Origin of the sequence: Acidiphilium sp., assembly GCF_049977125.1 — a bacterium.
Lineage (GTDB): Bacteria > Pseudomonadota > Alphaproteobacteria > Acetobacterales > Acetobacteraceae > Acidiphilium.
This window is the reverse complement of the sequence record NZ_JBMFGY010000008.1, coordinates 22,018-45,393: the sequence shown is the minus strand read 5'-3', so window position 1 is coordinate 45,393 and position 23,376 is coordinate 22,018. Positions and strand designations below refer to the sequence as shown.

Sequence of the window (23,376 nt, the reverse complement as noted above, 5' to 3'; positions counted from 1 at the left end):
GCGCGCGGCCGATGTTGGTTTGGCGCGCGGCCGCGCCGGCGGGGTGGAACAGGCCAAGAGCGCGATGAAGCTTGACTTCATCGCGCTCGGGCCGGCGTTCGCGTGGCGCGGCCGGGTTCGATCAGTCGGACGTGTCGGTCGGGCTGGACGTGTTCTCGGGGGATGCCGCGGTCGGTTTGGTCGATTTGCGCGGACGCGTGGTTGCGGCTTTTGCCGGGGCGGATGGTTTTTTCGCGGTTGGTTTCGGGGCGATCGGTTTGGCCGCGACGGCGGCTACGCGTGGGGACGGGGTTTTGCGCGCAGTGCTGGTGGCTTTGCCGTTGACCGTTTTGCGCGTTGTCGGCGCGGTTCGTTTGGCGGCAGGTTTTGGCGCCTGGGTTGGAGCGGCGGGTTTGGCTGCGGCTTTTTTTACCGCGGGTTTCGCCATTGGTTTCGCGGCGGCCGAGGGCTTGGCCGCTGACGCTTTGGGCGCGGCGGTTTTAGTTGAGGTTGTTTTGGCTGAGGATGGTTTGGACGCGGGCGCTTTCGCCGCGGGTGTTTTGGCCGCCGATGTCCGGCTTGTGACGGCTTTGCTCGCCGGCGCGGCCTTGGGTACTGATGCCTTGGCCGATGGGGCGGCGGGTTTGGCCGCCGGTTTCGAGGGCGCGGCTTTGGCCGTGGGTTTGGCGGGCGATTTCGCGGCGGCGGGTTTCGGTGTCGTGGCCGCCGATTTTTTTACAATCGCTTTTGGTGTCGTGATTTTCGCGGCGATCGTTTTGCCGGATGAATTCGCTGGCGCTGCCTTCGTCGTCTTTGTTTTGGGTTTTGCGGTTTTACGATTGGTGCGCATGGCCAGAGCCTGTGCGCGTGGTTCGCGGTCTGTGGTCACGAGAATACTCCTTCGCTCGGGGTTATGGGAGGTATGGGCGCTCGGCCCCAATGGCTGATGAATGCGACGCCAATAACAATCGTGCAGAACGGAGCGTTGCTGCGCGATCCCATGGTTTCGATGATCGGGATCATGCCGGCGGCATGAGTTTGCAATCATTGATGGTCATGGCTTCATTTGCCGGCACGATCGATCCTTCCCTTTCACGTGCGATACTCGTTCTGACCAATCTGCGCTTGACATGGTTGCGACGCGAATCGCGAGACGCACGCTAGAATCGCTATTCACTGTCTCTCGATGCGATGTCAACAAAAAGCAGCATGTTTGCAGACTATTCGTATGATTTTTTTTGATGGCGTGTTGTGCGTGACAGTGCAGACACGTGCTTGAGTGGGGTCTGTTAGAGCCGCAACATCGAACGGTCATTGTAAAACTACAAGTGTTAGTCTGTTCTTTTACAATTCTTAAGCAGGATGACGCGCGATTTTGTCACCGGGCGAGAGGATGGTCTGTGCTGCCGTCTTCGCACTTGCAACGGGGCGCGATCGGGCCGAACATGGATCGCAGTTTCGTCATCTCTCGTGAAAGAATCGTCACCGTGTCCGATCCCGCGTCAAACAATTGGCCTCCTGCGCGCCCAATGCGCAAACAACTCGTTGTCATGCCGGGATGGTCGACGGCGTTGCGGCGCGGGTTCGCGATGCGCTGCCCGTCCTGCGGCGAGGCGCCGGCCTTCATTGGCTATTTGACGGTGCAGCCGACCTGCCCGCATTGCGCCGCCCCGCTCGGTCGCGTGCCATGCGACGATGCGCCGCCCTACATCACGCTGCTGATCGCGCTGCATCTCATCATCGTGGCGATGGTTCTCGCGGATTTCGATGGCGGCATGAGCTGGGTCACCTCGATGATCATTTTCGTGCCGCTCAGTATCGTCGTTCTGCTCGGCATGCTGCGGCCGATCAAGGGAGCCACGCTCGCGGTGATGCTCAAGAACAACATGCTGAGGCCGCTTCCGGTGGTTCGCACGTCAGCGCCGATCGGCAATGGCTGAAGGCGGCACGCCAACCGGCGGCAAATTGATCCGTGTGGTGCTGGATGACGACGCGAACGGTCTCACCCCGATGCAGGAGGCTGACCGCAACCAGGCGATCGTTGATCTGGCGGCCGATAACAATTTTGCCCTCGCGAGCGACCCCGGCCGCCAGACCATCCTGCACCTGTCGGTCCAGGATGGTCGGCTGGTGTTCGACATCCGCAGTGAAGCGGATGAGACATTGCAGATTCTTGTGCTCGCACCGGGGCCGTTTCGTTCGATGATCCGCGACTACCAGATGCTGCTCGACAGCTACGCCGCCGCTGTTGCCGAAGGGCGCGAGGCGCGCATCCAGGCGATCGACATGGGGCGGCGCGGCCTGCACAACGAGGGGGCCGACCTTGTGATGGCGCGGCTCGAGGGGAAAATCCTGCTTGATTTCGATACCGCGCGGCGGATCTTCACCTTGGTCTGCGCGTTGCATCGGCGTATGTAGCGTGGATCATTTTTTACGCGGATCAGCATCATGAAAATCGATGGTACGGCTTTTCGCTCGCTCTGGCTCGACGAGACCGACCAGTGGTCGCTCCGCATCATCGATCAGACCAAATTGCCCTGGGCGCTCGAAATGCCGCGTCTTGCCTCGCTCGATGAGGTTGCGCACGCGATCAGCGCGATGCTGGTGCGCGGCGCGCCGCTGATCGGCGCTACTGCGGCCTATGGCGTCGCGATCGCGATGCGCGCGGATTCGTCAGACGCCGCCTTGCAACATGCGATCACCACCCTTGCCGCGACCCGCCCCACGGCGATCAATCTGCGCTGGGCGCTCGTGCGCATGCAGGGCGTGTTGCAGGACCATCCGAAAGCCGAGCGCGCTGAGATTGCCTATGCCGAAGCGGCGGCGATCTGCGATGAGGATGTCGCGACCAATCGGGCAATCGGTGAGCATGGGCTTGGTTTGATCCGGGCGCGGGCGGTCGCGGGGCGGCGGGTCAATATTCTGACGCATTGCAATGCCGGCTGGATCGCGACGGTGGATTGGGGCACGGCGCTTGCGCCGATCTACCGCGCGTATGACGAGGGGATTGATGTGCATGTGTTCGTCGATGAAACCAGGCCGCGCAATCAGGGGGCGTCGCTCACCGCGTGGGAACTCGGCAAGCACGGGGTCAGGCATACGGTGATCGTCGATAACGCCGGCGGGCACCTGATGCAGCGCGGCGAGATCGACATGGTGATCGTCGGTACCGATCGGGTCACACGAACCGGAGATGTGTGCAACAAGATTGGCACCTATCTCAAGGCGCTCGCCGCGCGCGACAATGGTATTCCGTTCTATGTGGCGCTGCCGTCCTCCACGATCGACTGGTCGATTGCCGATGGGCTCGCCGAGATTCCGATCGAGGAACGCGCGGCGACCGAGGTGACCACCATGACCGGGCGGGCGCTCGACGGCACGATCGCGACGATCAGGATCGTGCCCAAGGATAGTGCGGCGGCTAACCCGGCGTTCGATGTCACGCCGGCGCGGCTGGTTTCCGGGTTGATCACCGAGCGGGGCGTGTGCGCGGCGGATGCGGCGTCGCTGGCGGCGATGTTTCCGGAATGCCGCAAGCAGGAGGCCGCGTAAGTCGTTTTTTTTTGAAAAAAAGAACCAGGAAATTTTTGAGGGTCGGCAGCCTGCTCGTGGCGCTGTCGGGGTGCGCGGTGCGGCCCGATGCGCATGCGCCGCCGTTTGCCAATCAGCCTTACGAGGCGTTTTCGCGGAATGCGGCGATCAATATCGCGTTGGGCGAATGGCGTTACTGGGGCAGCCGCATTATCGATACGCCGCCTTCGGCTTATCATCCGGTCGATGCGCAGGCGAAGCAGGAGCGCGATGACGGGGATTGGCAGGAGGTTGGGCTTTACTGGTGGATCGGGATGAATGCGGGGCATTATTACGATCGCTGGACCGGCAAGCATAATGCGGCGGGGTGGAAATTTCCGCCGCAGGATGACGGGCATTTCGCGTGGTCGGCGGCGTTCATTTCCTATGTGATGCGCATGGCCGGGGCGGGGCCGGATTTTCCCTATTCGCCCGATCATGCCGACTACATCGATTATGCCTGGCTTGCGGCACATGGGAAGATTGCCGATCCGCTGCTGCTTGCGGAGAATCCCGCAACCTATGCGCCGGTACCCGGTGATGTGATCTGTGCGGGCCGCGATAGCGCCGGCAGCATGACCTATGCCGCTCTGCCCAGCCATGGTTTCTTTCCCGCGCATTGCGCCATCGTCGTCAAACAGATCCCATCGATGCTGTCGGTGATCGGCGGCAATGTCGATGATACGGTGGCGCTGACGCATGTGCCGACCACCGCGCGTAATACGCTGCAACATCGCGATGGCAGCATCGTCGATCCACGGTATGACTGGTTCGTCGCGTTGAAGGTGCTCTATCGGCGTAATTGACCTATAACGGGTCATGCCTCGTCAATTGCTGCCCGATGATGATCTGTTCGGCGCCGCGCCAGCCCCGGCGGCGCGGCGCGGCGCCACGCCGATGGCCGAGGCGTTGCGGCCGCATGAATTGGCCGCGGTGGTCGGGCAGGATCATCTGGTGGGGCCAGCGGGGAGTTTGACGCGGATGCTTGAGCGGGGCTCGCTCGCGTCGCTGGTTCTGTGGGGACCGCCGGGGGTGGGCAAGACCACGATCGCGCGGTTGCTGGCGGATCGGGCCGGGTTGGTTTTCGTGCAGATTTCGGCGGTGTTTTCGGGTGTGGCCGATCTGAAGCGGGTGTTCGAGGAAGCCGCCCGCCGCCGCCGCACCGGGGACCGGACGTTGTTGTTCGTTGATGAGATCCATCGCTTCAACCGCGCACAGCAGGACGGGTTTCTGCCGGTGGTGGAGGACGGGACGATCACTTTGGTGGGGGCGACGACGGAGAATCCGTCGTTCGAGCTGAACGGGGCGTTGCTGTCGCGCTGCCAGGTGCTGGTACTCAAGCGGCTGGATGACGCGGCGCTGGAGCTGCTGCTGGCGCGGGCCGAGGCTGCGGCCGGGGCGGCGCTGCCGTTGACCCTGCCTGCGCGGGCGGCGCTGCGGGCGATGGCGGATGGCGATGGCCGGGCGATTCTGAACATGGCCGAGCAGGTGTTCGCGGCGCGGGTGACCGGGCCGCTCGATGCGGCGGCGCTGACCGATCTGGTCGCGCGGCGGGCGGCGTTATACGATCGGGACCGCGAAGAGCATTACAATCTCATTTCGGCCCTGCATAAATCGATGCGCGGGTCGGACCCGGATGCGGCGCTGTACTGGCTGGCGCGGATGCTGGTGGGGGGAGAGGATGCGCGGTATATCGCCCGGCGGCTGACGCGGTTCGCGGTGGAGGATATCGGGCTGGCCGATCCGGCGGCGCTGACCCAGTCGATCGCGGCTTGGGAGGCGTATGAGCGGCTCGGCAGTCCGGAGGGCGATCTCGCGATCGCGCAGCTGGTGCTTTATCTGGCGACCGCGCCGAAATCGAATGCGGGGTATCGGGCGTTCGGGGCGGCGAAGCGCGCGGCGCAGGCGACCGGCAGCCTGCCGCCGCCGGCGCATATTCTGAACGCGCCGACGCGGTTGATGAAGGACCTCGGCTATGGCGCGGGGTATGCGTATGATCATGAAGCGCAGGACGCGTTTTCCGGCCAGAACTACTTTCCCGACGGGATTGCGCGCGAGAAATTCTACCGCCCCGATGGCCGTGGCCACGAGCATGAAATCAAGCGCCGGCTGGACCATTGGGCCAAGTTGCGCGAAGAGCGCGCATGATTATTGATTTTTTTCGCGACGAGCGCGCATGAGCGTTCAAACCATCACCGTCGAACCCGATCAGGCCGATATGCGGCTCGACCGGTTTCTCCGCCGCCATCACCCGCATCTGACCCAGGGGGCGATCCAGAAACTGTGCCGCACCGGGCAGATCCGCCTCGATGGCAAGCGGGTCGAAGCCTCGGTGCATGTGGCCGAAGGCCAGTCCGTGCGCATCCCGCCGCTGCCCGACCCCGCCACCGCGCCCAAGCAGCGCCAGATCGTCGCGATGGATGAGTACGACACCAAGGAATTGCTCGCCCGCGTGCTATACCGGGATGAAGACGTGCTGGTGATCGACAAGCCGGCCGGGCTTGCGACCCAGGGCGGCAAGGGTATCGCGCGGCATCTGGATGGCATGCTCGATGCGTTGCGCTTCGGCGCGGAAGACCGGCCGCGCCTGGTGCATCGGCTGGATCGTGACACGTCGGGCGTGCTGATCCTCGCGCGCAACGCCTTCGCTGCCGGCAAGCTCGCCGCCGCCTTCCGGGGGCGGGACATGGAAAAGACCTATTGGGCCATCGTGGTCGGGCTGCCCGTGCCGCTGGAAGGGCAGATCGACCTGCCGCTCGCGCGGATCGGTGGCTCGCAGGGCGCGCGGACCAAGCCGGTCGGGCGCGATGCCGAGGGGGCGGTGAAGGCGGTGACCGAATATCGCACGATCGACAATGCCGGGCGCAAATTCTCCTGGCTCGAACTCCAGCCGCTCACCGGGCGCACCCATCAGCTGCGCGCGCATTGCGCCGCGATCGGTAATCCGATCCTCGGTGATGCGCCGTATGGTGAGGATCGGGCTTTTGCCGAGGGGTTTGCGCGACAGTTGCATTTGCACGCCCGCCGGCTGGTGCTGCCGCATCCGCGCGGCGGCACGCTGAGCGTGGAGGCGGAATTGCCGCCGCATATGAAAGCGGGTTTCGCGACACTCGGCTTCACCGCCGACCCTGCCAAGGGGGCGAATAAACACGGTAAAGCCTGAAGATCACGACATCGTGAGCGGGTTGTTGCGGCTTCGGCGTATGCGGATCGGGATCGCTACCCCATTTCCCGCCGCATGAGGAGAGAAGCGCGGCGCAGGCTGTTTCTGCGGGGTCGGTATTTCGGCATGATCGGCGCCACCGCGCTCCTGGCCCTCTGGCCGATGCCGCCCGCCCGTGCCGCCGATCCGCAGCCCTATCGGGTGAGTTTCAGGCCCAGCGGCGACACGGCGCTCGACGCGGCGATCAAGGCGGCATCCAGCCTTGAAAATCTGCGCAATAAACTGAAAATCGGTCCGTTTGCGCTGATCGGGCGCGCCGCGGCCGACCAGAAGAAATTCGTCACCGTGCTGGAGAGCCAGGGGTATGATTCCGGCACCGACCGGATCACCATCGATGGTCACGCGCTCGATGATCCGGCGCTGCCGCGCCTGTTGCGGCGCGCGCCCGCCGCACCGCCGGCCCTGATCGTTGTGTCGATCGATCCTGGGCCGCTTTATCGCATCAGCAGAATCGACACGCCCGGCCTGACCGATCCGGACGCCGCGACCGCGCTTGGTCTCAAGCCGGGCGATCCGGCACGGGCCGCGCCGGTGATCGATGCCGCCGCCAAGCTCGAAACCAGGCTCCGTAACAGCGGCTATGCGTTTGCCCGGGTCGCCGAGCCGATCGCCATTGCTGATACAAGGCGTCACACGCTTGCGATCAAATACCCCGTTACCATGGGTGAGCGCGTGGTGATCGGCCGCATCACGTTCACCGGCATGCGGCATATGAATGGCGCGTTCATGTCCCGCCATGTCAAACTCCGCCCCGGTCAGCCCTATAGTGAAACGGTTCTGAATCAGGCGCGTGACAGCCTGCTTGGACTCGGCGTGTTTTCCTCGGTGACGAGCCATATCGCCGCCGCGCCGAACCCGCCCGGACAGGTGCCGGTGACGTTTCTGGTCCATGAACAGAAGCGTCACGCTGTCAGCATCGGTGCGGCCTATTCGACCGACCTCGGCGTTGATGGCGATATATCCTGGATGGATCGCGATTTGTTCGGCGAGGCACAGAATCTGACGATTTCGCTCGGCGCCACCGGCATCGGCAGCACCGGCACGACCCAGACCGCGACGTTTGGCAAGCATAATTACGTTATCGAACCAGGCTACAACGCCAAGGCGGTCTATCGGGTGCCGGATTTCATCAGCCGGACCCAATCGATTGCCGCGACGGTCGAGGCGTTGAAGGAGTTTCTGCCCGCCTATAGCCGCACCGCCGAACTTGGCAGCGCCGAAGTGACACGGATTTTATCCGATCATCTGTCGGCCGACTATGGCGCGGGATTCGTGTTCGAGAAGGTCGATCAGGAGGGGGTCAGCCGGACCTATCGGCTGGGCCAGATCCCGTTGATATTGCGTTATGATACCGCCAATTCGCTGCTCAACCCGACCAAGGGGGTCAAGCTCTCACTGCATATCACGCCGACGCTTTCGCTCGGCGCCGGTTCGCATCCGTTCGTGATCGCCGAGGCGATTGGCGACACCTACATCAATCTCGAGGCACCCGGCCGGGGGGTGCTGGCGTTGCGCGGCCTGATCGGGCGGATTTTTGGCGCGACGCAATTTCAGATCCCGCCCGATCAGCGCTTCTACGCCGGGGGTACCGGTACGGTGCGCGGGTTCACCTATCAGACGGTGGGGCCGTTGTTTCCTGACGGGATTCCTGAAGGTGGCATTGCGCTCGATGCGATCGAGACCGAATTCCGCCAGCGCATCGGGCAGCATTTCGGCATCGCGCCGTTCATCGATGCCGGGCAGGTGTCCGCCACCGGCACGCCGTTCACCGGTACGCTGCGCGTCGGCGTCGGGCTCGGGTTTCTTTATTACACCGGCATCGGCCCGATCCGCGTCGATATCGGCGTGCCGGTCAACCGCCCGCCCGGTGGCGCGTCGGTCGCGGTGTATATCGGCCTGGGGCAGGCGTTCTGATGCGCCGCACCCTGAAAATCATCGGCATCGTTGGGGTGATAGTGGTCGTGCTGCCGCTCATCGCGGTGGTGGCGCTCGACATCGCGCTGAACACCGGGGCCGGGCGGTCGTTCGCGGTGCGGGAAATCGACAGAATGACGGGCGGCGAGGTCAAAATCGCTGGTCTTGCCGGGCATTTCCCCAAATATATTGCGGCCCGCAGCATTCGCATCGCCGATGCCAAGGGGAGCTATCTCACCATCGATGGCGTGGTTCTCCGCTGGTCGCCCTTCGCCCTGCTGCGCCGCGCCGTCGATGTGCGGGAATTGACGGCACGGCGGATCGATCTGGCGCGGCTTCCGGGGACTTCGGCAAAAAAACCCAAGACCAAATCGTCCTTCAGCCTGCCGATCCGCTCGGCGATCATTGATCATTTGGAGATCGCGCGCATTGTGATCGGCAAGGACGTGATCGGGCACCCGATCGCGCTCAGCCTTGCCGGCCATGCCGTCGCGACCTCGTTCACGCATGTGGCCGTGGCACTCCGCGCCATCTCGCTCGACCAGCCGGGGCATTATACGATCGATGCCACCGTTGATCCTCGTCGCGTCGCCGCCAAAATCGCCCTGCATGAGCCGGCGGGTGGCTTGATCGAAACGCTCTCCGGCATCGCCGCCGACAAAGCTCTCGCCGGACCGCTCGATGTCACTCTCGATCTCGATGGCCCGCGGCATGACGCGGCGCTGCGACTCGCGGCCGCGCTCGGCGCGCTGCATGCCCATGCCGGCGGCATGGTCGATCTCTCCCGCCGTGCTCCGGGTGCCGATGTCACGCTCACGATCCCGGATATCACGCCCTATGCCGCGATCGGCCATCGCCAGCTCGGCGGTCGTAACATCCTGCATCTGGTCGCAAAAAAGTCGGGCAGCGCCACCAATATTCATTTGAACGACGCGCTCGAGATCACCCGCGGCGCGAAACCCATCCCCACGCTGGTCGGCAGGCGCGCGAGTATCGCGGGGGACATCACGCTCGATGACGGCACCACGACCATCCATAATCTTACGATCCATGCCGCCGCGATCACCGCGCGGCTCGCGGGCGTGGCCGATGCCGAGACCATCGCCCTGCACGGTGATCTCACGCAGCCGGATATCGCGCTGATCGACCCGCAACTCACCGGCCATGTCACCGAACATGTTGATCTCAGAGGCCCGCGCACCGATCTCGCGCTCCGCACGATCATCAGCGGTGTTGTCACCACGACATCGATCCCCTCCGGTCCGTTCAAGGTCGCGATCGCGATGACCGGTCTGCCCAAAGCACCCAGGGGCAGCATCACCGGCAGCGGCTCGCTCGACCACGCGCCGCTTGCCCTAAACGCCGATTTCGCGCTTAGCGCGGCGGGCGCCATCGATGTCGCTCTGCATGAGTTGACCTGGAAATCCCTCAGCGGCCACGGCACCGTGACCCGCGCCCCCGGCGCGAAATGGCCCGATGGGCATCTGCATATCGCGATCACCAAACTGGCGGATTTCGGCGCATTGCTGAATATTGCGCTCGCGGGTTCGATCGATGCCGATTTCGCCCACGCGTCTGGCCAGCCCGCCACGATCAAACTCACGGCGGCCAATATCGCGGAAGGTCGCTCGATCAGTCTGACCCGGGCGCTCATCGATGCGAGTCTCGATCCTATTGAAACCACGCCCGTGATCGATGCGCGCGCCACCATCAGTGGTCTGCGCGCCCCGCAGGTGGCCGGCGGTTTCACGATCACGGCGACGGGCACCGAAGCGGCGCTTGCCGTGGCGGCAAAGGGGCAGTTCACCGACCTTGCCGGTAAGCCCGCCTCTCTCGCACTCGGCGGTGTTGTCGATGGCACGGATCGCATCCTCCATCTGGCGCGGCTCACCGCCGCCGCGCGCGGGGTCACCGCCAATTTGTTGGGTCCAGCCACCATCATCGCCAAACCTGGGCTGGAGGTGCAGCACCTCGCACTCGGCCTCGGCGGGCTGGGCGGCACTGCCCGGATCACCGCCAACGGCAGACTCCGCCCGGCGCTCGACCTTGTGGCCACGATCCGGAATCTCCCGGCATCGCTCGCTCGCGCCGCCGATCCCAAACTCGCGGCCCATGGCGTGATCGACGCGCATGCCCATCTCACCGGCAGTTTGGTTGCACCGACCGGTACTGTCGAACTGACCGGGCGTGATCTCGGCGTCGTCACCGGACCCGGCGCCGGTCTGCCCGCCGCCAATTTCACCGCCAATGAAACCCTGCTCGGCCACGCCATGCGCGGCACCATCGCCGCCACGCTCGGCACTGCCCGACTTACGCTCGATGGTACGGCGCCGCTGTCGATGACCGGCCCGATGGCGCTCACCGCGCGCCTTTCCAACCTGTCCGCCGCGCTGGTTCATGCCATTGACCCGAAACTGTCCGCGCGTGGCATTCTCGATGCGCAGGCCAAGCTCTCCGGCACGCCGAAGACGCCACGCGGCACGATCGATCTCACCGCGCGCGGCATGCGCCTGCTCAACGGCACCGCCGCCGCGCTGCCGGCGGCCGATCTTGCGGCGCACGAAACATTGCTCGGCCGCTCCGCGCGCGGCCGGGTGCGCCTCACCCTCGGTGACCGCGCGGATCTCACCCTTGACGGCACGGTGCCGTTTGACCGAACCGGCGCGATCGACCTCGCCATCACCGGTCATACCGATTTGCGGCTGATCGACCCGATCACCGAGGCGCAAGGTACCCGCGTCACCGGCATGATCACGCCGGATCTGCGTGTTGGCGGCACCCTCGCGACGCCCCGCGCCAGCGGCAGGATCAGCCTCGCGGACGGTAGCGTCGAAAACGTCACCTCCGGCCTTGATCTGACCAAAATCGACGGGTTGGTCACCGCGGCCGGCCAGACCATCACGCTCGATCATCTTTCCGCGCGGGCTGGCCACGGCACCATCAGCGGGCGCGGCACGATCGGGTTGCGGGCGGCGATGCCGGTTGATCTGCGCATGGCGTTCAACAATGCCGGCCCGATTTCGAGCGACATCATCACTGAATCGCTCGGCGGCACGGTTTCGATCACCGGCGCGGTGAGACAATCCATGACGATCGGCGGCACGATCGATATCGATCGTGCCAATATCCAGATCCCCAAGGGTTTGCCGCCATCGGTTGTCAAGCTGCACATCATCCGCCCCGGCGTTGCAGTGCCACCACCGCCGCCGCCACCGCCGCCGATCGGGCTCGATCTGAACGTGGTTGCAAAAAATCAGGTATTCATTCGCGGGGATGGCATTTTCGCCAATCTTGGTGGTTCGCTCCATTTCGCCGGCACCGCCGCGCATCCGATTCCCTCCGGTGGGCTGTCGTTGATCCGGGGCTATTTCACGCTCGGCGGCAAGAATTTGAAATTTACCAAAGGCACGATCGATTTCAACGGCAACGGGTTGATGCCGACGATCGATTTGCAGGCGAGCAACAGCTCGTCGGATGGTACGGTTTCGACCCTGGCGGTAACTGGTACGCCGACGGCGCCGAAAATTACCCTGTCGAGCAACCCGACCCTGCCGTCCGACGAGGTGCTGGCGCATTTGCTCTATGGTACCGGAACGCAGAGCCTGTCGGCGTTCCAGGCGGTATCGCTCGCCGCCTCTTTGGCGCAGCTGGCGGGCGTTGGTGGCGGCGGCGCAGATGGGCCGCTCGGCAGCGTGCGCAAGGCGCTGGGACTCGATGAGCTTTCGCTGGGCGGTGGCTCCAACGGCAGCGGCGCGCCGAGTGTCAACGCCGGGCGCTATGTTGCGCCTGGTGTGTATGTCGGTGCCAGCCAATCCGCGAGCGGGCAGGGGTCGAGCGCCAAAGTCGAGATCAATTTGTACAAGGGGCTGAAGCTCGACACCAAAATCGGCACCGGCGCCGGGACGGATAATAGCCAGAGCATCGGGCTGAAATATCAGTTCAACTACTGAGGGCTCATGCTAATCGTGCCGGGTGAAACACGCATCGCCCGCCACGCTGAACCAACTGGCCGATCTGCTCGGAGAGTTGCGCGTGATCGCAGTACTGGTCGAGCGCAAGCCGGGCGTATTCTATCGGAAATCCCGGGCCTTCCTCCATTTTCATGAAGATCCGGCGGGGCTGTTCGGTGATCTGCGGCGTAGTGCGGCCTGGGAGCGCTTTCCGCTGGATACCCCGGCTGAGCGCGCGCGGTTTATGCAAGCGGTCCGTTCAGCGTCTTGAGCGCGGCGCCGGCGGCCTGAAACCCCGCGGCGATCAGCTTCCGGCGAATCGCGACGGTGATCGAGGTATCGAAGATCGGCACATCGATGCCCTCGACATAGGCCAAAGCCGTGCCGGGTTTTGCCACAGCATCGACCACATGGGCGGAATTGGCGAGAAACAGCGTTTCGATGTCACGCATCAGCAAGCCGATCACGCTCGGCGCGCCGACCATCGGCGTTGGTTTGCCGCCGACCACCACGCCGAGGCGCGAGGGTTGGGTGAGCAGATCGATCGGAATATCATTGAACAGGCCACCATCCTGCAGCCAGGCGTTACCCAGCCGGACCGGCGGAAACACCAGCGGAAAGGCCGATGAGGCCTGCGCCGCCTGCCAGAGCGGCATGGTCGGCGTGGTCGCACTCGTCCAGATTTCCGCGGCTTCGGTGGTCAGATTGGACGCGACGATGGTGCAGGGCAGTTTGGTCTGACCGAGCGTGATGTCACCCAGATTGGTATGCAGCCAGGTTTCGAAGGGTGCGGGGCTGATCAGCCCCTTGGTCAGCAGCAGCCGCACCGCGGCGACGGCGTACCAGTTCAGCGGCAGCAGGGTTTTGAAATCCGCTTCGAGATAGAGTTGCTCCAGTGCGGCGAGCGATAATCCGGCGGCATACGCCGCCGCGATGATCGCGCCACCGCTGGTGCCGGCGATCTCGGTAACGGTCAATCCCGCTTGGCTCACCGCCTGCAGGGCGCCGATATGCGCCCCCAGCAGCAGACCAGATCCTGATAATGCAACGCCGATCGATTGTGTTTTCATGCCCGAAATCTACCATGGAGCGACCGGGGGTGGGCAATCACAAGATGATCCCGAGCGGGGGATCATGAGGTTCCCGGCGCCGACAGCTCGGTAATCAAACGGAAGGAGGCGCTGATGTCGTCGAGCTGATAATGCGGTTGCAGGTGCATGGTGCAGCCAAACGAACCTGGCTTCGCGGCGAGTTCGCGCACTTCGACGCGGGCATCGAGCAGCGGGAAACGGGCGCGCATTTCGGGACCGGCATCCTTGTTGGCGTTGGCGTAGCGGCGCAGCCAGGTGGTCAGTTCACGCTCGATTTCGCTGGCGGTGCGGAAGGCGCCGGTCATGTCGCGCCCCATCACCTTGATGAAATGGGCGAAGCGCGCAACGCAGATCATGGTGTTGAACTGCGCCGATAGCCGGGCGTTGGCGTCGGCCGCTTCACCACGCGGTCCGGTGTGGCGGCGCGGCGTCTGCATGCTGCGGGCGGCGCCCAGAACCGTTTGGCCGCCGAATCCGAGCGATGACAGCGCCATCAGCCCGGCATCGACCAGGGCGCGTTCCTGACCGTCGGTGAGGGCGATTTCGGATTCGAAGCGGTCCTGGCCTTCGGCGGAATCGGTCGAGAACCGGGGGGCGGTGCCGATGGTGATCAGGCCGCTACCCGGCCAATCCTGGATGTAGCCGCGCATATCGGCTGGCCAATCGTAGGTCGCCATGGCGCGGGCGACATTGGCGGCGATGGCGTAGCCGGCGGCGAACCAGACGATATCGTCATCGGTGGCGATGGTTTCGCGATAGCGGAAGCCGCGATTCGCCTCCGGCTGTTCGTCCCAGCCCGGGCGGGCGCGCAGGCGGGGCAGGGCGAGGCCGATGAAGCGCATGTCGTCACGATTACCGAGGTTGCGGAAGCGCTGGTGTTCCGGCCCCGAGAACACCGCGGCCGGATTGGCGACGCCGGCAAGCTCCTCCATGCGATCGACACCGAATAACGCGGCGGCGGCACCGAAGATCATCGGTGAAAATGCGGCGGCGGCGATCGCCGAGAGACCGGCGATGGCGGAGACGTCATCGGTTGGCGCGCCGGGGCCGGGGCGGTGACGAATGTCGTAATCCATCACCAGAAGCCCGAAGGGTTCGCCGCCGGGGCTGCCGAATTCGTCCTCGTAGATGCGGCGGAACAACTGGCTCTGGTCGAATTCGGATGCGCGTTCGAGATCGCGGCAGATTTCGGGCCAGGCGGCCTGGAGGATGCGCAGCTTGACCGGGCCGCCGGTTTCGATGCGGCCGGCGAGCCAGAATAATCCGCGCCAGGCGCCTTCGAGCCGGACAACGCGCGGATGGTGCAAAATCGCATCGGTCGCGGCGGCGAGCATGGTGTCGATCATGGCGATGTCGTGGTCGATCATTGCCATCAGACGCCGTTTGTCGCGCAGGATGCCGACGGTATCGCCGCCGAACCAGAGGGTGAGGGCGATGGCGGCAGAGGCCGTGAGGAAGCGGGCGAGGTCGCCGGCTTCGACCTGATGCCGGTCGCCGAAGTAGCGACCGGCCAGGACATTGTCACGCAGCATGGTGGCCGATGGGATCAGCTCTTTTTCGGAATACTGGCGACCATGCGCATCGAGGTGGTCAGTTCTTCCATTTGCAGCCAGGGGCGCAGATAGGCGATGGCATTATAGGAGCCGGGTTTGCCGGGAATTTCCTTGACCTCGACCTTGGCCTCGCGCAGTGGATATTTGGCCTTCATATCTTGCCCGGCGTCGGGATTGCCGTTGACATAATTGGCGATCCAGCGGTTCAGCCAGGTTTCACAATCCTTGGCTTCCATGAAGGAGCCGATTTTGTCACGGGCCATGACTTTGAGGAAATGGGCAAAACGGCTCGATGCCATGATATAGGGCAGCCGCGCTGAGATGGCGGCGTTGGCGGTGGCTTCCGGCCGGTCGTATTTTTTGGCTTTCTGGGCCGACTGGGCACCGAAGAACACCGCGTAATCGGTATTTTTATAGTGGCAGAGCGGCAGGAACCCGAGGTTGGAGAGTTCGAATTCGCGGCGGTCGGTGATGCCGATCTCGGTCGGGCATTTTGCGTCCATATCGCCATCGTCGGATTGGAAGACGTGGAACGGCAGGTTATCGACCTTGCCTCCCCCTTCGGCACCACGGATTGCGACGCAGAAGCCTGACGCGGCGAAGCTGGCGGTGAGGCGCTCGCCCATCATGTAGGCGGCGTTCATCCAGCAATAGTCGTGATGACCCATCGCTTGTGCGGCGCCGGCGGCATTGAACGGGGCTTCCTCGTAATTGAAACTCTCGACCGGCGCCGTGCTTGCGCCATACGGCACACGGGCGAGGGTTCGGGGCATCACGAGGGAGACGAAGCGGGCATCCTCGGTATCGCGAAAGCCGCGCCATTTGGCATATTCGGCGGTTTCAAAAATTTTGGCGAGGTCGCGCGGTTTGGATAATTCGGTCCAATCCGAAAAGCCGAACATGCCGGCGCCGGCGGCGGAGATGAAGGGCGCGAAGGCGGCTGCGGCGACATTGGAGATCAGGCGCAGGCTTTCGATATCGTCGGGGTGGCTGGTCCATTCATAGTCGCCGATCAGGGCGCCGTAGGGTTCGCCGCCAGGGGTGCCGAATTCGTTTTCGTAGATTTTCTTGAACAATTGGCTCTGGTCGAACTCGACCGCCTTGGTCAGGTCGCGGTTGAGCTCGCGCTTGGTCATGTTGACCACTTTGATTTTGAGCGAAGTGCCGGTTTCCGAGTTCATGATCAGGTGATGCAGGCCGCGCCAGCTGCCTTCGAGTTGCAGAAAGCGCGGGTTGTGCATGATCTCGTTGAGTTGCGTCGAAAGGCGGCGATCGATCGCGGCGATCGCGCGGTCGATTGTGCGGGTGAGGTTTTTATCGAAGGTGACGGTGCCGGAGAGCGCCTCCTGCACCAGTGTTTTCACCAGATCCTGCGCGCGGTCGGGCTCGGTCTGCTTGGTGGCGCCCACTACCTGATCGAGCAGGCTGGTGGTTTCGGTCTCGGTTACGGCCGCGGTGGCGGCAGCGTCTGATTTGATGCCGGACATGTTCAGCCCTCCTTGCCGTCGGACAGGCCGAGTTCGCCGGACAGGGCTTTGAGCTCGCTATCGTTCTGCAGGACCTGTTCGAGCAGGGATTCGAGTTGCTCGGACCGATCGGCCTTGCTCATGAGGTCGCGCAGCTTGTTGCGGGTTTCCAGCAGGGCCTTGAGCGCGGGCACCTGATCGACCACGCGTTCGGGGTCGAAATCCTCGATGCTGTTGAATTTCAGATCGACCGCCATCTGGCTGCCGTCATCGGCGAGTTTGTTGTCGACCTTCAGCTTCAGCCCGGGGGTCATGCGGGCCATCACGTCGTTGAAATTGTCGCGATCGATCTGGATGAATTTGCGCTCTGCCAGCGGTTTCAGCGGCTGGGTCGGATCGCCGGAAAAATCACCCATGACGCCCATGACGAAGGGAAGCTCACGAACGACCTGGGCACCTTCGGTTTCGACCTCGTAGGTGATGTGAACGCGCGGTTTGCGCACGCGATTGAGTTTTTCATGGATGCTGCCGCTCATTGTCCGGATCCCCAAAAAATCGGTGAATTATCGTAAGGTGCAGTCTTGGCCAAGGTCAACCACAACCCGTATTTTGTTCGTGTGGCCCGAATTGAAATGATGTTAGCGGGTCCGACGCCGATCGTAAACAAACTCTTCGGTTGTCGGTTTGAATTGTCATGCGCCATTGCGTGGACTCCCGCGTTTCAATACTATTATGTTAATTAACCGCGTGTCGGGAGAGTGAACGATGTCGAGCGACCAGTCCAATGCCCCGCTCAAAGTCGGTGATGCGTTTCGCGCCGGTCGACTCGACGAGGCGGTGACGGCGGCGACGGCAATGGTCAAGGCCAAACCCACCGATATCGCCGCACGGGTCCTGCTCGTGGAGATGCTGGTGTTTGCGGGCAATTTCGAGCGTGCGGATGTTTTGCTCGATGCCGCCGGCCAGTTGGATCCCGCTGCCGCGCTGGTGGTGGCGGAGTTTCGCCAGTTGCTGCGTGGCGAGATGGCGCGGCGCCAATTGTATCGTGACGGGCGGGTGCCGGAGTTTCTGGGAGAACCGGGGGTGGTCGAACGAGCGCTGCTGGCGGCGCTGGTTGCGCTGCGCGCGGGTGATGACGCGGCCGCGCTGAGGGAAGCCGAAGCGGCCGAGGCGGCGCGCGCCACGCGGGCGGGAGAGGCGGATGGCGTCGCCTTCACGGATTTCCGTGATGCAAGCGATCTCACTGCCGGTGTGCTGGAAATATTGACCACCACCGGGAAATACTTCTGGGTGCCGATTTCGCGTGTGACCGAGATCACGTTCCATCCTCCGACCCGTCCGCGTGATCTGATCTGGCGGCGGGCTAGTCTTGCGGTTGAGGCGGGACCGGATGGCGATGTCTATATCCCGGTGACCTATGCGTCGTCGGATGACGGTCTGGCCGCGGCCTATCGGCTGGGCCGGGCGACCGACTGGCAGGATCGGGGCGGGGTGGTGACGGGGATCGGGCAGAGAGAGTTCCTGGTCGGCGATGCGGCGGTTCCGATCATGGAGCTTGGTCGGCTCGTCTTTGCCCAATGAGCCAAACCCCGTTCAACGACCGCGTGCGCGATGCCGGGGCGCGGGTGCAGCTTTCGCCGTTGGATCGCCTGTTCGATGATGCGCCCGACCGTGATCGGGATCGACCGCTGTCGCCGGGTGAGGCGTTGACCGTGTTGCGCCGCGCGGTGCGGCGGGATTTGGAGGCCTTGCTCAATGCCAAGCGCCGCTGGCGGTCGCTTCCGGCGAAGCTGACCGAATTGCCTGGCTCGGTGGCAGGTTACGGATTACCTGATTACACTTCGGGCGGCATGGCCGATCCGGGGGCGCGGGAAGCGTTCCGGGCCGAGGTGGAGCGGACGATCAAGCAGTTCGAGCCGCGGTTCGCGCGGGTCTCGGTCGTGTTGTTGAAGGCTGAAAACCCGCTCGACCCCACGCTGCATCTCCGGATCGACGGGTTGTTGCACGCCGAGCCGGCACCGGAGCCGATCAGTTTCAACACCATCGTTGATGCGACATCGGCGGAGATCGAAGTGAGGGGCGAGCGGTTTGTCTGACGGCCTGCTGCCCTATTTTAATCGTGAATTGCTGGCGATCCGCAAGCTTGCCGCCGAATTTGCCGATACTCATCCGAAAATCGCCGGGCGGTTGCGTCTCTCGCCCGATGCGGTCGATGACCCGCATGTGGCGCGGTTGCTCGATGGCGTCGCCTTTCTCTCGGCGCGGGTTCACAAGCGGCTCGATGATGAATTTCCCGAACTGACCGATGCGCTGCTGGGCGCGTTGTATCCGGGGTTTCTGGCGCCGATTCCGGCCTGCGCGATCGCGCAATTCGAGAGCAAGCCGGATCTGCAGGCGCATGTGCGGCTCGCGGCGGGGTTTGCGGTGGAGACCGAGCGGGTACGCGGCCAGGCGTGCCGGTTTCAGACCGCGTATCCGGTATCGTTATGGCCGATCCGGATCGAGCAGGTGAGGCTGGCGGGGCAGCCGTTCGTGGCCCCGGTTAATCCCCTGGCGCCGGGCGCGGCATCGGTATTGCGGATCGTACTGGGGACCGTGGCGCCGGAGATGAGTTTTGCGCGCCTCGGCGTTGATCGCGTGCGGTTTTATCTACGCGGTGGTCAGGCGATCGCGCCGCATCTCTATGAGTTGCTGGCGGCGCATACGCTGGGCGTGGCGCTGGCGGTTGGTCCTGGTGACGCCAATCCGGTTCTGCTGCCGCGCGAGGCGGTGATCCCGGTCGGGTTCGGCGAGGATGAGGCGTTGCTGCCCTGGCCATCGCGTGGCTTTACCGGGTTTCGGCTATTGGCCGAATATTTCGCGTTTCCTGAAAAATTCATGTTTCTCGATATTGACGGATTGGATCGCAAGACGTTGGCGCTTGCCGGCAATCATCTTGAAATTTTCATCTATTTTGATCGATCGGCGATCGAGTTGGAAAGGGCCGTGAATGCCGAGCATCTGGCGTTGGGCTGTACGCCGATGGTGAATGTGTTCGCGCAGCATTGCGAACCGATCCGTCTTGATCAGACCGAGACCGACTATCGCGTGGTGCCGGATGCACGGCGCGCGACCGGCATGGAAATCTGGGGCCTTACCGGGGTGCACGAGACCGATCGGGCCGGAACAGTGCGACCATGGCAGCCATTCTATCGGGCTGGCCACGACGGCGGGGAGACCCCGGGCGGATATTTCATCGAGGCCCGACGACCGGCGACGGTGGCGCTCGGCGGCACCGAGATGTTTCTGGCGCCGTTCGCGCCCGATTTCGACCCGCTGGCATCGGCGGATACCGTCCTGTCGGTCGATGCGCTCTGCACCAACCGGGATTTGCCGGCATCTCTGCCGTTTGGCGGCGGCCACCCCTATCTGACGCCGATTTCCCCGCATGACGGCGTCGCGCGCGTGGCGTGCCTGACACCGCCGGGGCCGACGTTGCGGCCACGTCTGGCTGAGCGGGGAGCGTGGCGCTTGATCTCGCATCTGTCGCTTGGACATTTGTCGGTCGTTGGTGGGGCCGAGGGGGCGGCGGCGCTGCGGGACGTGCTGCGACTGTATGATCGCGCCGAGACGGCGGAGACGCGCGCGGCGATCGAGGCGTTGATCGGTGTTTCGGCCAAACCCGGCACGGCGCGGGTTCCCGGCGCACGGTTGGGTAGTTTCTGCCGCGGGCTCGACGTGACGTTGGAATTCGATCCGAAGCCGTATCAGGAAAATGGCTTGTTTCTGCTCGGTGCGGTGCTGGAGCGGTTTCTGGCCCTCCATGGGACGATCAATTCCTTCGTGCGCACGACGCTGCGATTGCGCGGACGGGTTGATCCCGCGATGCGATTTCCGCCACGCGCTGGACATCGCTCGCTGTTATGAACGAAGGGCCGCTGGCACGTCTGATCCGCAGGCCGGCCCGGTTCCGGTTCGGGGCGGCGGTGCGCTTGCTGTGGTTGGCCTCAGGCCAGCGGGACGTGGGGGAGGCGATCGGTTTCAGTGCGCCGAATAGTTTGGCGCATCCGGCGGCGGAGGTCGATCATGTGGTGGCGCCGGCGGTTGCCCCGGTTGCCGAGCGCGCGCGTCTGGCGAGCCGGTTGATCGGGCTGGTTGGTGTGTCGAGCCCGCTGCCCCGCTGGTACACAGAGTTGGTGGCACAGGCGAGTCGGGCGCGGTCACCGGCGATGGCGGATTTTTTCACGATGCTGGCGCAGCGTTTGGTGGCCGGGTTTGCCGAGGCGGGGACGAAATATCACCCGCATCTGGCTGCCGAGATCGCGCGGCGAACCGGTTCCGGGGAGTCAGGGATCGCAACCGATCCGGCGGGACAGATCCTGTTGGCGCTGGCAGGGTTCAACACGCGCCATCTGATCGACCGGTTGGCAGTAGGGGCCGATCCGATCCAGCATTATGCGGGCTTCTTCGCAAGCCGACCCCGTTCGGCGGAGCGGCTGCGGGCGCTGCTGTCCGACTGGCTGGAACGCACGATCGAAATCGAGGAATTCGCCGGGGGCTGGTTGCGTCTGGATGCCGGCAGCCAGAGTCGGATGCCGCGCGGGCGGATGCCCGGCCAGTTCAACCGGCTTGGACTCGATTGCGCGGCCGGGGCACGGGCGTTCGATCAACAGGCACGGTTTTTGATTCGTATCGGGCCGCTGTCGCATGTCGAGTTCGAGGCCTTGTTGCCTGATCGGACCCGGCTGCATCATCTGGTTTCGCTGGTGCGAGCCTATGTTGGGATGGAGGTCGATTTTGCGGTGAACCTGATTCTGGACCCCGAGGATATTCCACCGCTGCGGCTGGGCGGTACGACGGCGCCTCGGCTGTCGTGGACCGGCTGGCTGCCGGTTGCCAATCCAGGTCTCTCAGGCCGGGCGCGGGCGGATCAGGCCCTGTTCAACGCCGGCACGATCGAAGCGTTGCCGATGCCGAGGGCCGCGTGAGCTGGGGTGCGGGATACGTGACCGATATTGCCTACGCGCCCGGTTATTATGCCGAGCAATCACCACGGCTGATGGCGATTACCGCGTTGGTGAATGGTTATGCCGCACACGTGCCGAGCCGGACGCAGGATTTTCATTTTGTTGATATCGGCTGCGGGAAGGGTTTCACCGCCCTGGTGCTGGCAGCCGCGAACCCCGGCTGGGCCGTTACCGGACTTGATTTCAACCCGGCACATATCGCGGTCGCGCGTAACCTCGCGGAATGTGCCGGGTTGACCAACTGCCGCTTCATCGAGGCCGATTTCACCCGGTTCAGCGGCGCTGATCTGGCCGATTTCGATGCCGCCAGTCTGCACGGCCTTTGGACCTGGGTCGGCGAACCAGTGCGCCAGGGGGTTGTCCGGCTGCTCGCTGACAAGCTGAAGCCCGGCGGGTATTGTCATGTCAGCTACAACGTGCTGCCGGCTTGGCGGGGCATGATCGGGTTGCAGCGACTGATGCGCGAGGCCGGCATACGTCTTGCGCATCGCGCCGATCGTCAGGCCGAGCGGGGTTTTGCGGTGATCCGCCGGCTGATGGATGCCGGGGGCGCCGCGATCGACCCGATGGCGCGGCGACTGATTGAACATTGTGCCGAGCAGCCGGCGTCCTACCTGGCGCATGAGTTCATGAACGCGGCCTGGGCACCATGTTTTCATCAGGACGTCGCGACGGCGATGGCGGGCGCTAAACTGCACTACGTCGGTTCACCGCGGTTGCTGGAAAATTTTCCATCGCTCACCCTCGATGACACGGCCCGCGCCATCGCCACCGAGTTCGAAGATCCTGCGATGGTGGAATTGCTGAAGGACGTGACCGGTAACCAGCCCTTACGCCACGATGTGTTCATTCGCGGTGCCGTCAGGCTCGATGCGGCGCGGCGGGATGCCGCCCTCGGTGCGATCAGCCTCGGTCTGTCGGTTCCTTATGCCCGGCGGCAACTTGAATTCGATGCGCCGACCGGGCGCGCGTCGATGAGTGAGGGCTTGTATCAGCCTGCGTTTGAGCGTTTGGCCAACGGACCGGCGACGGTGGCTGATCTGCTGGCACGGGCGCGGCGGACATCATCCGCAGCAGCGGTGGATAACCCGGCCGAACTGCTTGCCATGCTGATCGGCACCGGTCAGGCGTTGCCGATCGCCGATGCGACGGCGATCATGGACCCGGCCTGTGTGCGACTCAACGCGGCGATGTTCGCGGAAAAAATGCACGCCAGTAATGTGATGCAACGAGTGACTCTCGCGGTTCCAGCACTCGGCGGCGGCTACTCGCTGCCGGGGCTGGCGGCCTTCGCGGTGCTGCGCCAACATGATTGGTTGAGCGAGGCGACGAGCGGCCAGGCGTTGCCGCAACCCGATGGAACAAATTTTGCCGCCTGGGCGAATCTCGTGGCGCCGGGCGGGGATGAGGCCACGATCGCGCAGATTGTTTCGGTCTTCAGCACATTTTTTGAGCAGCAGGCGCCGATGCTCAACCGGCTTGGAATCGTCTGCTAACGCGTTATGCGATTAAGTTGACGCGGCAGAGGCAGCATAATCGCATGAAAACGTTCTAAAACACATAGAGTTAGAGCGTTACGCTGAAAGCATAATACTCAAGGATAACGGCCGGGGTATGACCCCGG

At 63.8% G+C, this 23,376-nt stretch carries 20 protein-coding genes; 16 read left to right on the top strand and 4 right to left on the bottom strand.

Annotated elements, in window-relative coordinates; all coding sequences use genetic code 11:
- Positions 1–131: 131 nt before the first annotated feature.
- The 11 genes from ACP5E6_RS02810 (at position 132) to ACP5E6_RS02760 (ending at position 12,907) form a co-directional block, all read left to right on the top strand.
- Positions 132–926, top strand: coding sequence for a hypothetical protein (locus ACP5E6_RS02810; RefSeq protein ID WP_427951381.1), 795 nt, complete (start codon positions 132–134; stop codon positions 924–926).
- Entirely contained in the window at positions 919–1,143 is a 225-nt protein-coding gene (locus ACP5E6_RS02805) for a hypothetical protein (protein WP_427951379.1), read from the top strand. Before ACP5E6_RS02810 ends, ACP5E6_RS02805 begins: the two co-directional genes overlap by 8 nt.
- 365 nt (positions 1,144–1,508) lie before the next feature.
- The gene (locus ACP5E6_RS02800) at positions 1,509–1,919 is read left to right on the top strand and encodes a DUF983 domain-containing protein (RefSeq protein ID WP_427951376.1); all 411 of its coding nucleotides are present in this window, start codon (positions 1,509–1,511) and stop codon (positions 1,917–1,919) included.
- A complete protein-coding gene (locus ACP5E6_RS02795; protein WP_427951373.1) occupies positions 1,912–2,397 on the top strand; it encodes a UPF0262 family protein in 486 nt (161 codons plus the stop codon). Before ACP5E6_RS02800 ends, ACP5E6_RS02795 begins: the two co-directional genes overlap by 8 nt.
- A 30-nt stretch (positions 2,398–2,427) precedes the next feature.
- On the top strand, positions 2,428–3,531 hold the full coding sequence (gene mtnA, locus ACP5E6_RS02790) for an S-methyl-5-thioribose-1-phosphate isomerase (protein WP_427951370.1): 1,104 nt from the start codon (positions 2,428–2,430) through the stop codon (positions 3,529–3,531).
- Between the two features lie 35 nt (positions 3,532–3,566).
- A complete protein-coding gene (locus tag ACP5E6_RS02785) occupies positions 3,567–4,355 on the top strand; it encodes a DUF2272 domain-containing protein (RefSeq protein ID WP_427951367.1) in 789 nt (262 codons plus the stop codon).
- A gap of 13 nt (positions 4,356–4,368) precedes the next feature.
- Positions 4,369–5,697, top strand: a complete 1,329-nt coding sequence (locus ACP5E6_RS02780; protein WP_427951364.1) for a replication-associated recombination protein A — start codon at positions 4,369–4,371, stop codon at positions 5,695–5,697.
- A gap of 28 nt (positions 5,698–5,725) precedes the next feature.
- Positions 5,726–6,712, top strand: a complete 987-nt coding sequence (locus ACP5E6_RS02775) for an RluA family pseudouridine synthase (protein ID WP_427951361.1) — start codon at positions 5,726–5,728, stop codon at positions 6,710–6,712.
- 126 nt (positions 6,713–6,838) lie between these two features.
- Positions 6,839–8,686: an autotransporter assembly complex protein TamA gene (locus ACP5E6_RS02770; RefSeq protein ID WP_427951358.1), complete on the top strand. Its 1,848-nt coding sequence runs from the start codon at positions 6,839–6,841 to the stop codon at positions 8,684–8,686.
- The gene (locus tag ACP5E6_RS02765; RefSeq protein ID WP_427951355.1) at positions 8,686–12,636 is read left to right on the top strand and encodes a translocation/assembly module TamB domain-containing protein; all 3,951 of its coding nucleotides are present in this window, start codon (positions 8,686–8,688) and stop codon (positions 12,634–12,636) included. The genes ACP5E6_RS02770 and ACP5E6_RS02765 overlap by 1 nt, the downstream gene beginning before the upstream one ends.
- A gap of 22 nt (positions 12,637–12,658) precedes the next feature.
- Positions 12,659–12,907 (top strand): hypothetical protein, encoded by a 249-nt coding sequence (locus ACP5E6_RS02760; protein ID WP_427951352.1) that lies wholly within the window; start codon positions 12,659–12,661, stop codon positions 12,905–12,907.
- Here ACP5E6_RS02760 and ACP5E6_RS02755 read toward each other — a convergent pair.
- The 4 genes from ACP5E6_RS02755 to tssB all read right to left on the bottom strand — a co-directional run bounded on the left by ACP5E6_RS02755 (position 12,879) and on the right by tssB (position 17,282).
- Complete coding sequence (locus ACP5E6_RS02755; RefSeq protein ID WP_427951349.1) at positions 12,879–13,706, bottom strand: patatin-like phospholipase family protein; 828 nt, start codon at positions 13,704–13,706, stop codon at positions 12,879–12,881. The two genes, ACP5E6_RS02760 and ACP5E6_RS02755, sit on opposite strands and share 29 nt — an antisense overlap.
- Before the next feature lie 62 nt (positions 13,707–13,768).
- Positions 13,769–15,259 (bottom strand): type VI secretion system contractile sheath large subunit, encoded by a 1,491-nt coding sequence (gene tssC / locus ACP5E6_RS02750; protein ID WP_427951346.1) that lies wholly within the window; start codon positions 15,257–15,259, stop codon positions 13,769–13,771.
- Between the two features lie 14 nt (positions 15,260–15,273).
- Positions 15,274–16,767, bottom strand: a complete 1,494-nt coding sequence (gene tssC, locus ACP5E6_RS02745; RefSeq protein WP_427951343.1) for a type VI secretion system contractile sheath large subunit — start codon at positions 16,765–16,767, stop codon at positions 15,274–15,276.
- A 2-nt stretch (positions 16,768–16,769) separates the two neighbouring features.
- On the bottom strand, positions 16,770–17,282 hold the full coding sequence (tssB, locus tag ACP5E6_RS02740; protein WP_427951340.1) for a type VI secretion system contractile sheath small subunit: 513 nt from the start codon (positions 17,280–17,282) through the stop codon (positions 16,770–16,772).
- Between the two features lie 229 nt (positions 17,283–17,511).
- Between tssB and ACP5E6_RS02735 the strand changes: the two genes are divergently transcribed.
- From ACP5E6_RS02735 to ACP5E6_RS02715, 5 genes are read left to right on the top strand one after another with little or no spacing between them, the layout of a single operon-like run.
- On the top strand, positions 17,512–18,327 hold the full coding sequence (locus tag ACP5E6_RS02735) for a type VI secretion system accessory protein TagJ (RefSeq protein WP_427951337.1): 816 nt from the start codon (positions 17,512–17,514) through the stop codon (positions 18,325–18,327).
- Positions 18,324–18,842 carry a type VI secretion system baseplate subunit TssE gene (gene tssE / locus ACP5E6_RS02730; RefSeq protein ID WP_427951334.1) on the top strand — a complete coding sequence of 173 codons (519 nt, stop codon included), beginning with the start codon at positions 18,324–18,326 and terminating at the stop codon, positions 18,840–18,842. Before ACP5E6_RS02735 ends, tssE begins: the two co-directional genes overlap by 4 nt.
- Positions 18,835–20,652, top strand: a complete 1,818-nt coding sequence (gene tssF, locus ACP5E6_RS02725) for a type VI secretion system baseplate subunit TssF (protein WP_427951331.1) — start codon at positions 18,835–18,837, stop codon at positions 20,650–20,652. The genes tssE and tssF overlap by 8 nt, the downstream gene beginning before the upstream one ends.
- The gene (gene tssG, locus ACP5E6_RS02720) at positions 20,649–21,713 is read left to right on the top strand and encodes a type VI secretion system baseplate subunit TssG (RefSeq protein WP_427951329.1); all 1,065 of its coding nucleotides are present in this window, start codon (positions 20,649–20,651) and stop codon (positions 21,711–21,713) included. Before tssF ends, tssG begins: the two co-directional genes overlap by 4 nt.
- Positions 21,710–23,248 (top strand): class I SAM-dependent methyltransferase, encoded by a 1,539-nt coding sequence (locus ACP5E6_RS02715; RefSeq protein ID WP_427951326.1) that lies wholly within the window; start codon positions 21,710–21,712, stop codon positions 23,246–23,248. The genes tssG and ACP5E6_RS02715 overlap by 4 nt, the downstream gene beginning before the upstream one ends.
- The last annotated feature ends 128 nt before the right edge of the window (positions 23,249–23,376 follow it).

Excerpts from the sequence above, each read along its gene's own strand:
- ACP5E6_RS02805 (WP_427951379.1), top strand. The coding sequence starts at position 919 with ATGGCTGATGAATGCGACGCCAATAACAATCGTGCAGAACGGAGCGTT.
- ACP5E6_RS02800 (WP_427951376.1), top strand. The coding sequence starts at position 1,509 with ATGCGCAAACAACTCGTTGTCATGCCGGGATGGTCGACGGCGTTGCGG.
- ACP5E6_RS02795 (WP_427951373.1), top strand. The coding sequence starts at position 1,912 with ATGGCTGAAGGCGGCACGCCAACCGGCGGCAAATTGATCCGTGTGGTG.
- mtnA (WP_427951370.1), top strand. The coding sequence starts at position 2,428 with ATGAAAATCGATGGTACGGCTTTTCGCTCGCTCTGGCTCGACGAGACC.
- ACP5E6_RS02780 (WP_427951364.1), top strand. The coding sequence starts at position 4,369 with ATGCCTCGTCAATTGCTGCCCGATGATGATCTGTTCGGCGCCGCGCCA.
- ACP5E6_RS02775 (WP_427951361.1), top strand. The coding sequence starts at position 5,726 with ATGAGCGTTCAAACCATCACCGTCGAACCCGATCAGGCCGATATGCGG.
- ACP5E6_RS02770 (WP_427951358.1), top strand. The coding sequence starts at position 6,839 with ATGATCGGCGCCACCGCGCTCCTGGCCCTCTGGCCGATGCCGCCCGCC.
- ACP5E6_RS02765 (WP_427951355.1), top strand. The coding sequence starts at position 8,686 with ATGCGCCGCACCCTGAAAATCATCGGCATCGTTGGGGTGATAGTGGTC.
- ACP5E6_RS02755 (WP_427951349.1), bottom strand. The coding sequence starts at position 13,706 with ATGAAAACACAATCGATCGGCGTTGCATTATCAGGATCTGGTCTGCTG.
- tssC (WP_427951346.1), bottom strand. The coding sequence starts at position 15,259 with ATGCTGCGTGACAATGTCCTGGCCGGTCGCTACTTCGGCGACCGGCAT.
- tssC (WP_427951343.1), bottom strand. The coding sequence starts at position 16,767 with ATGTCCGGCATCAAATCAGACGCTGCCGCCACCGCGGCCGTAACCGAG.
- tssB (WP_427951340.1), bottom strand. The coding sequence starts at position 17,282 with ATGAGCGGCAGCATCCATGAAAAACTCAATCGCGTGCGCAAACCGCGC.
- ACP5E6_RS02735 (WP_427951337.1), top strand. The coding sequence starts at position 17,512 with ATGTCGAGCGACCAGTCCAATGCCCCGCTCAAAGTCGGTGATGCGTTT.
- tssE (WP_427951334.1), top strand. The coding sequence starts at position 18,324 with ATGAGCCAAACCCCGTTCAACGACCGCGTGCGCGATGCCGGGGCGCGG.
- tssG (WP_427951329.1), top strand. The coding sequence starts at position 20,649 with ATGAACGAAGGGCCGCTGGCACGTCTGATCCGCAGGCCGGCCCGGTTC.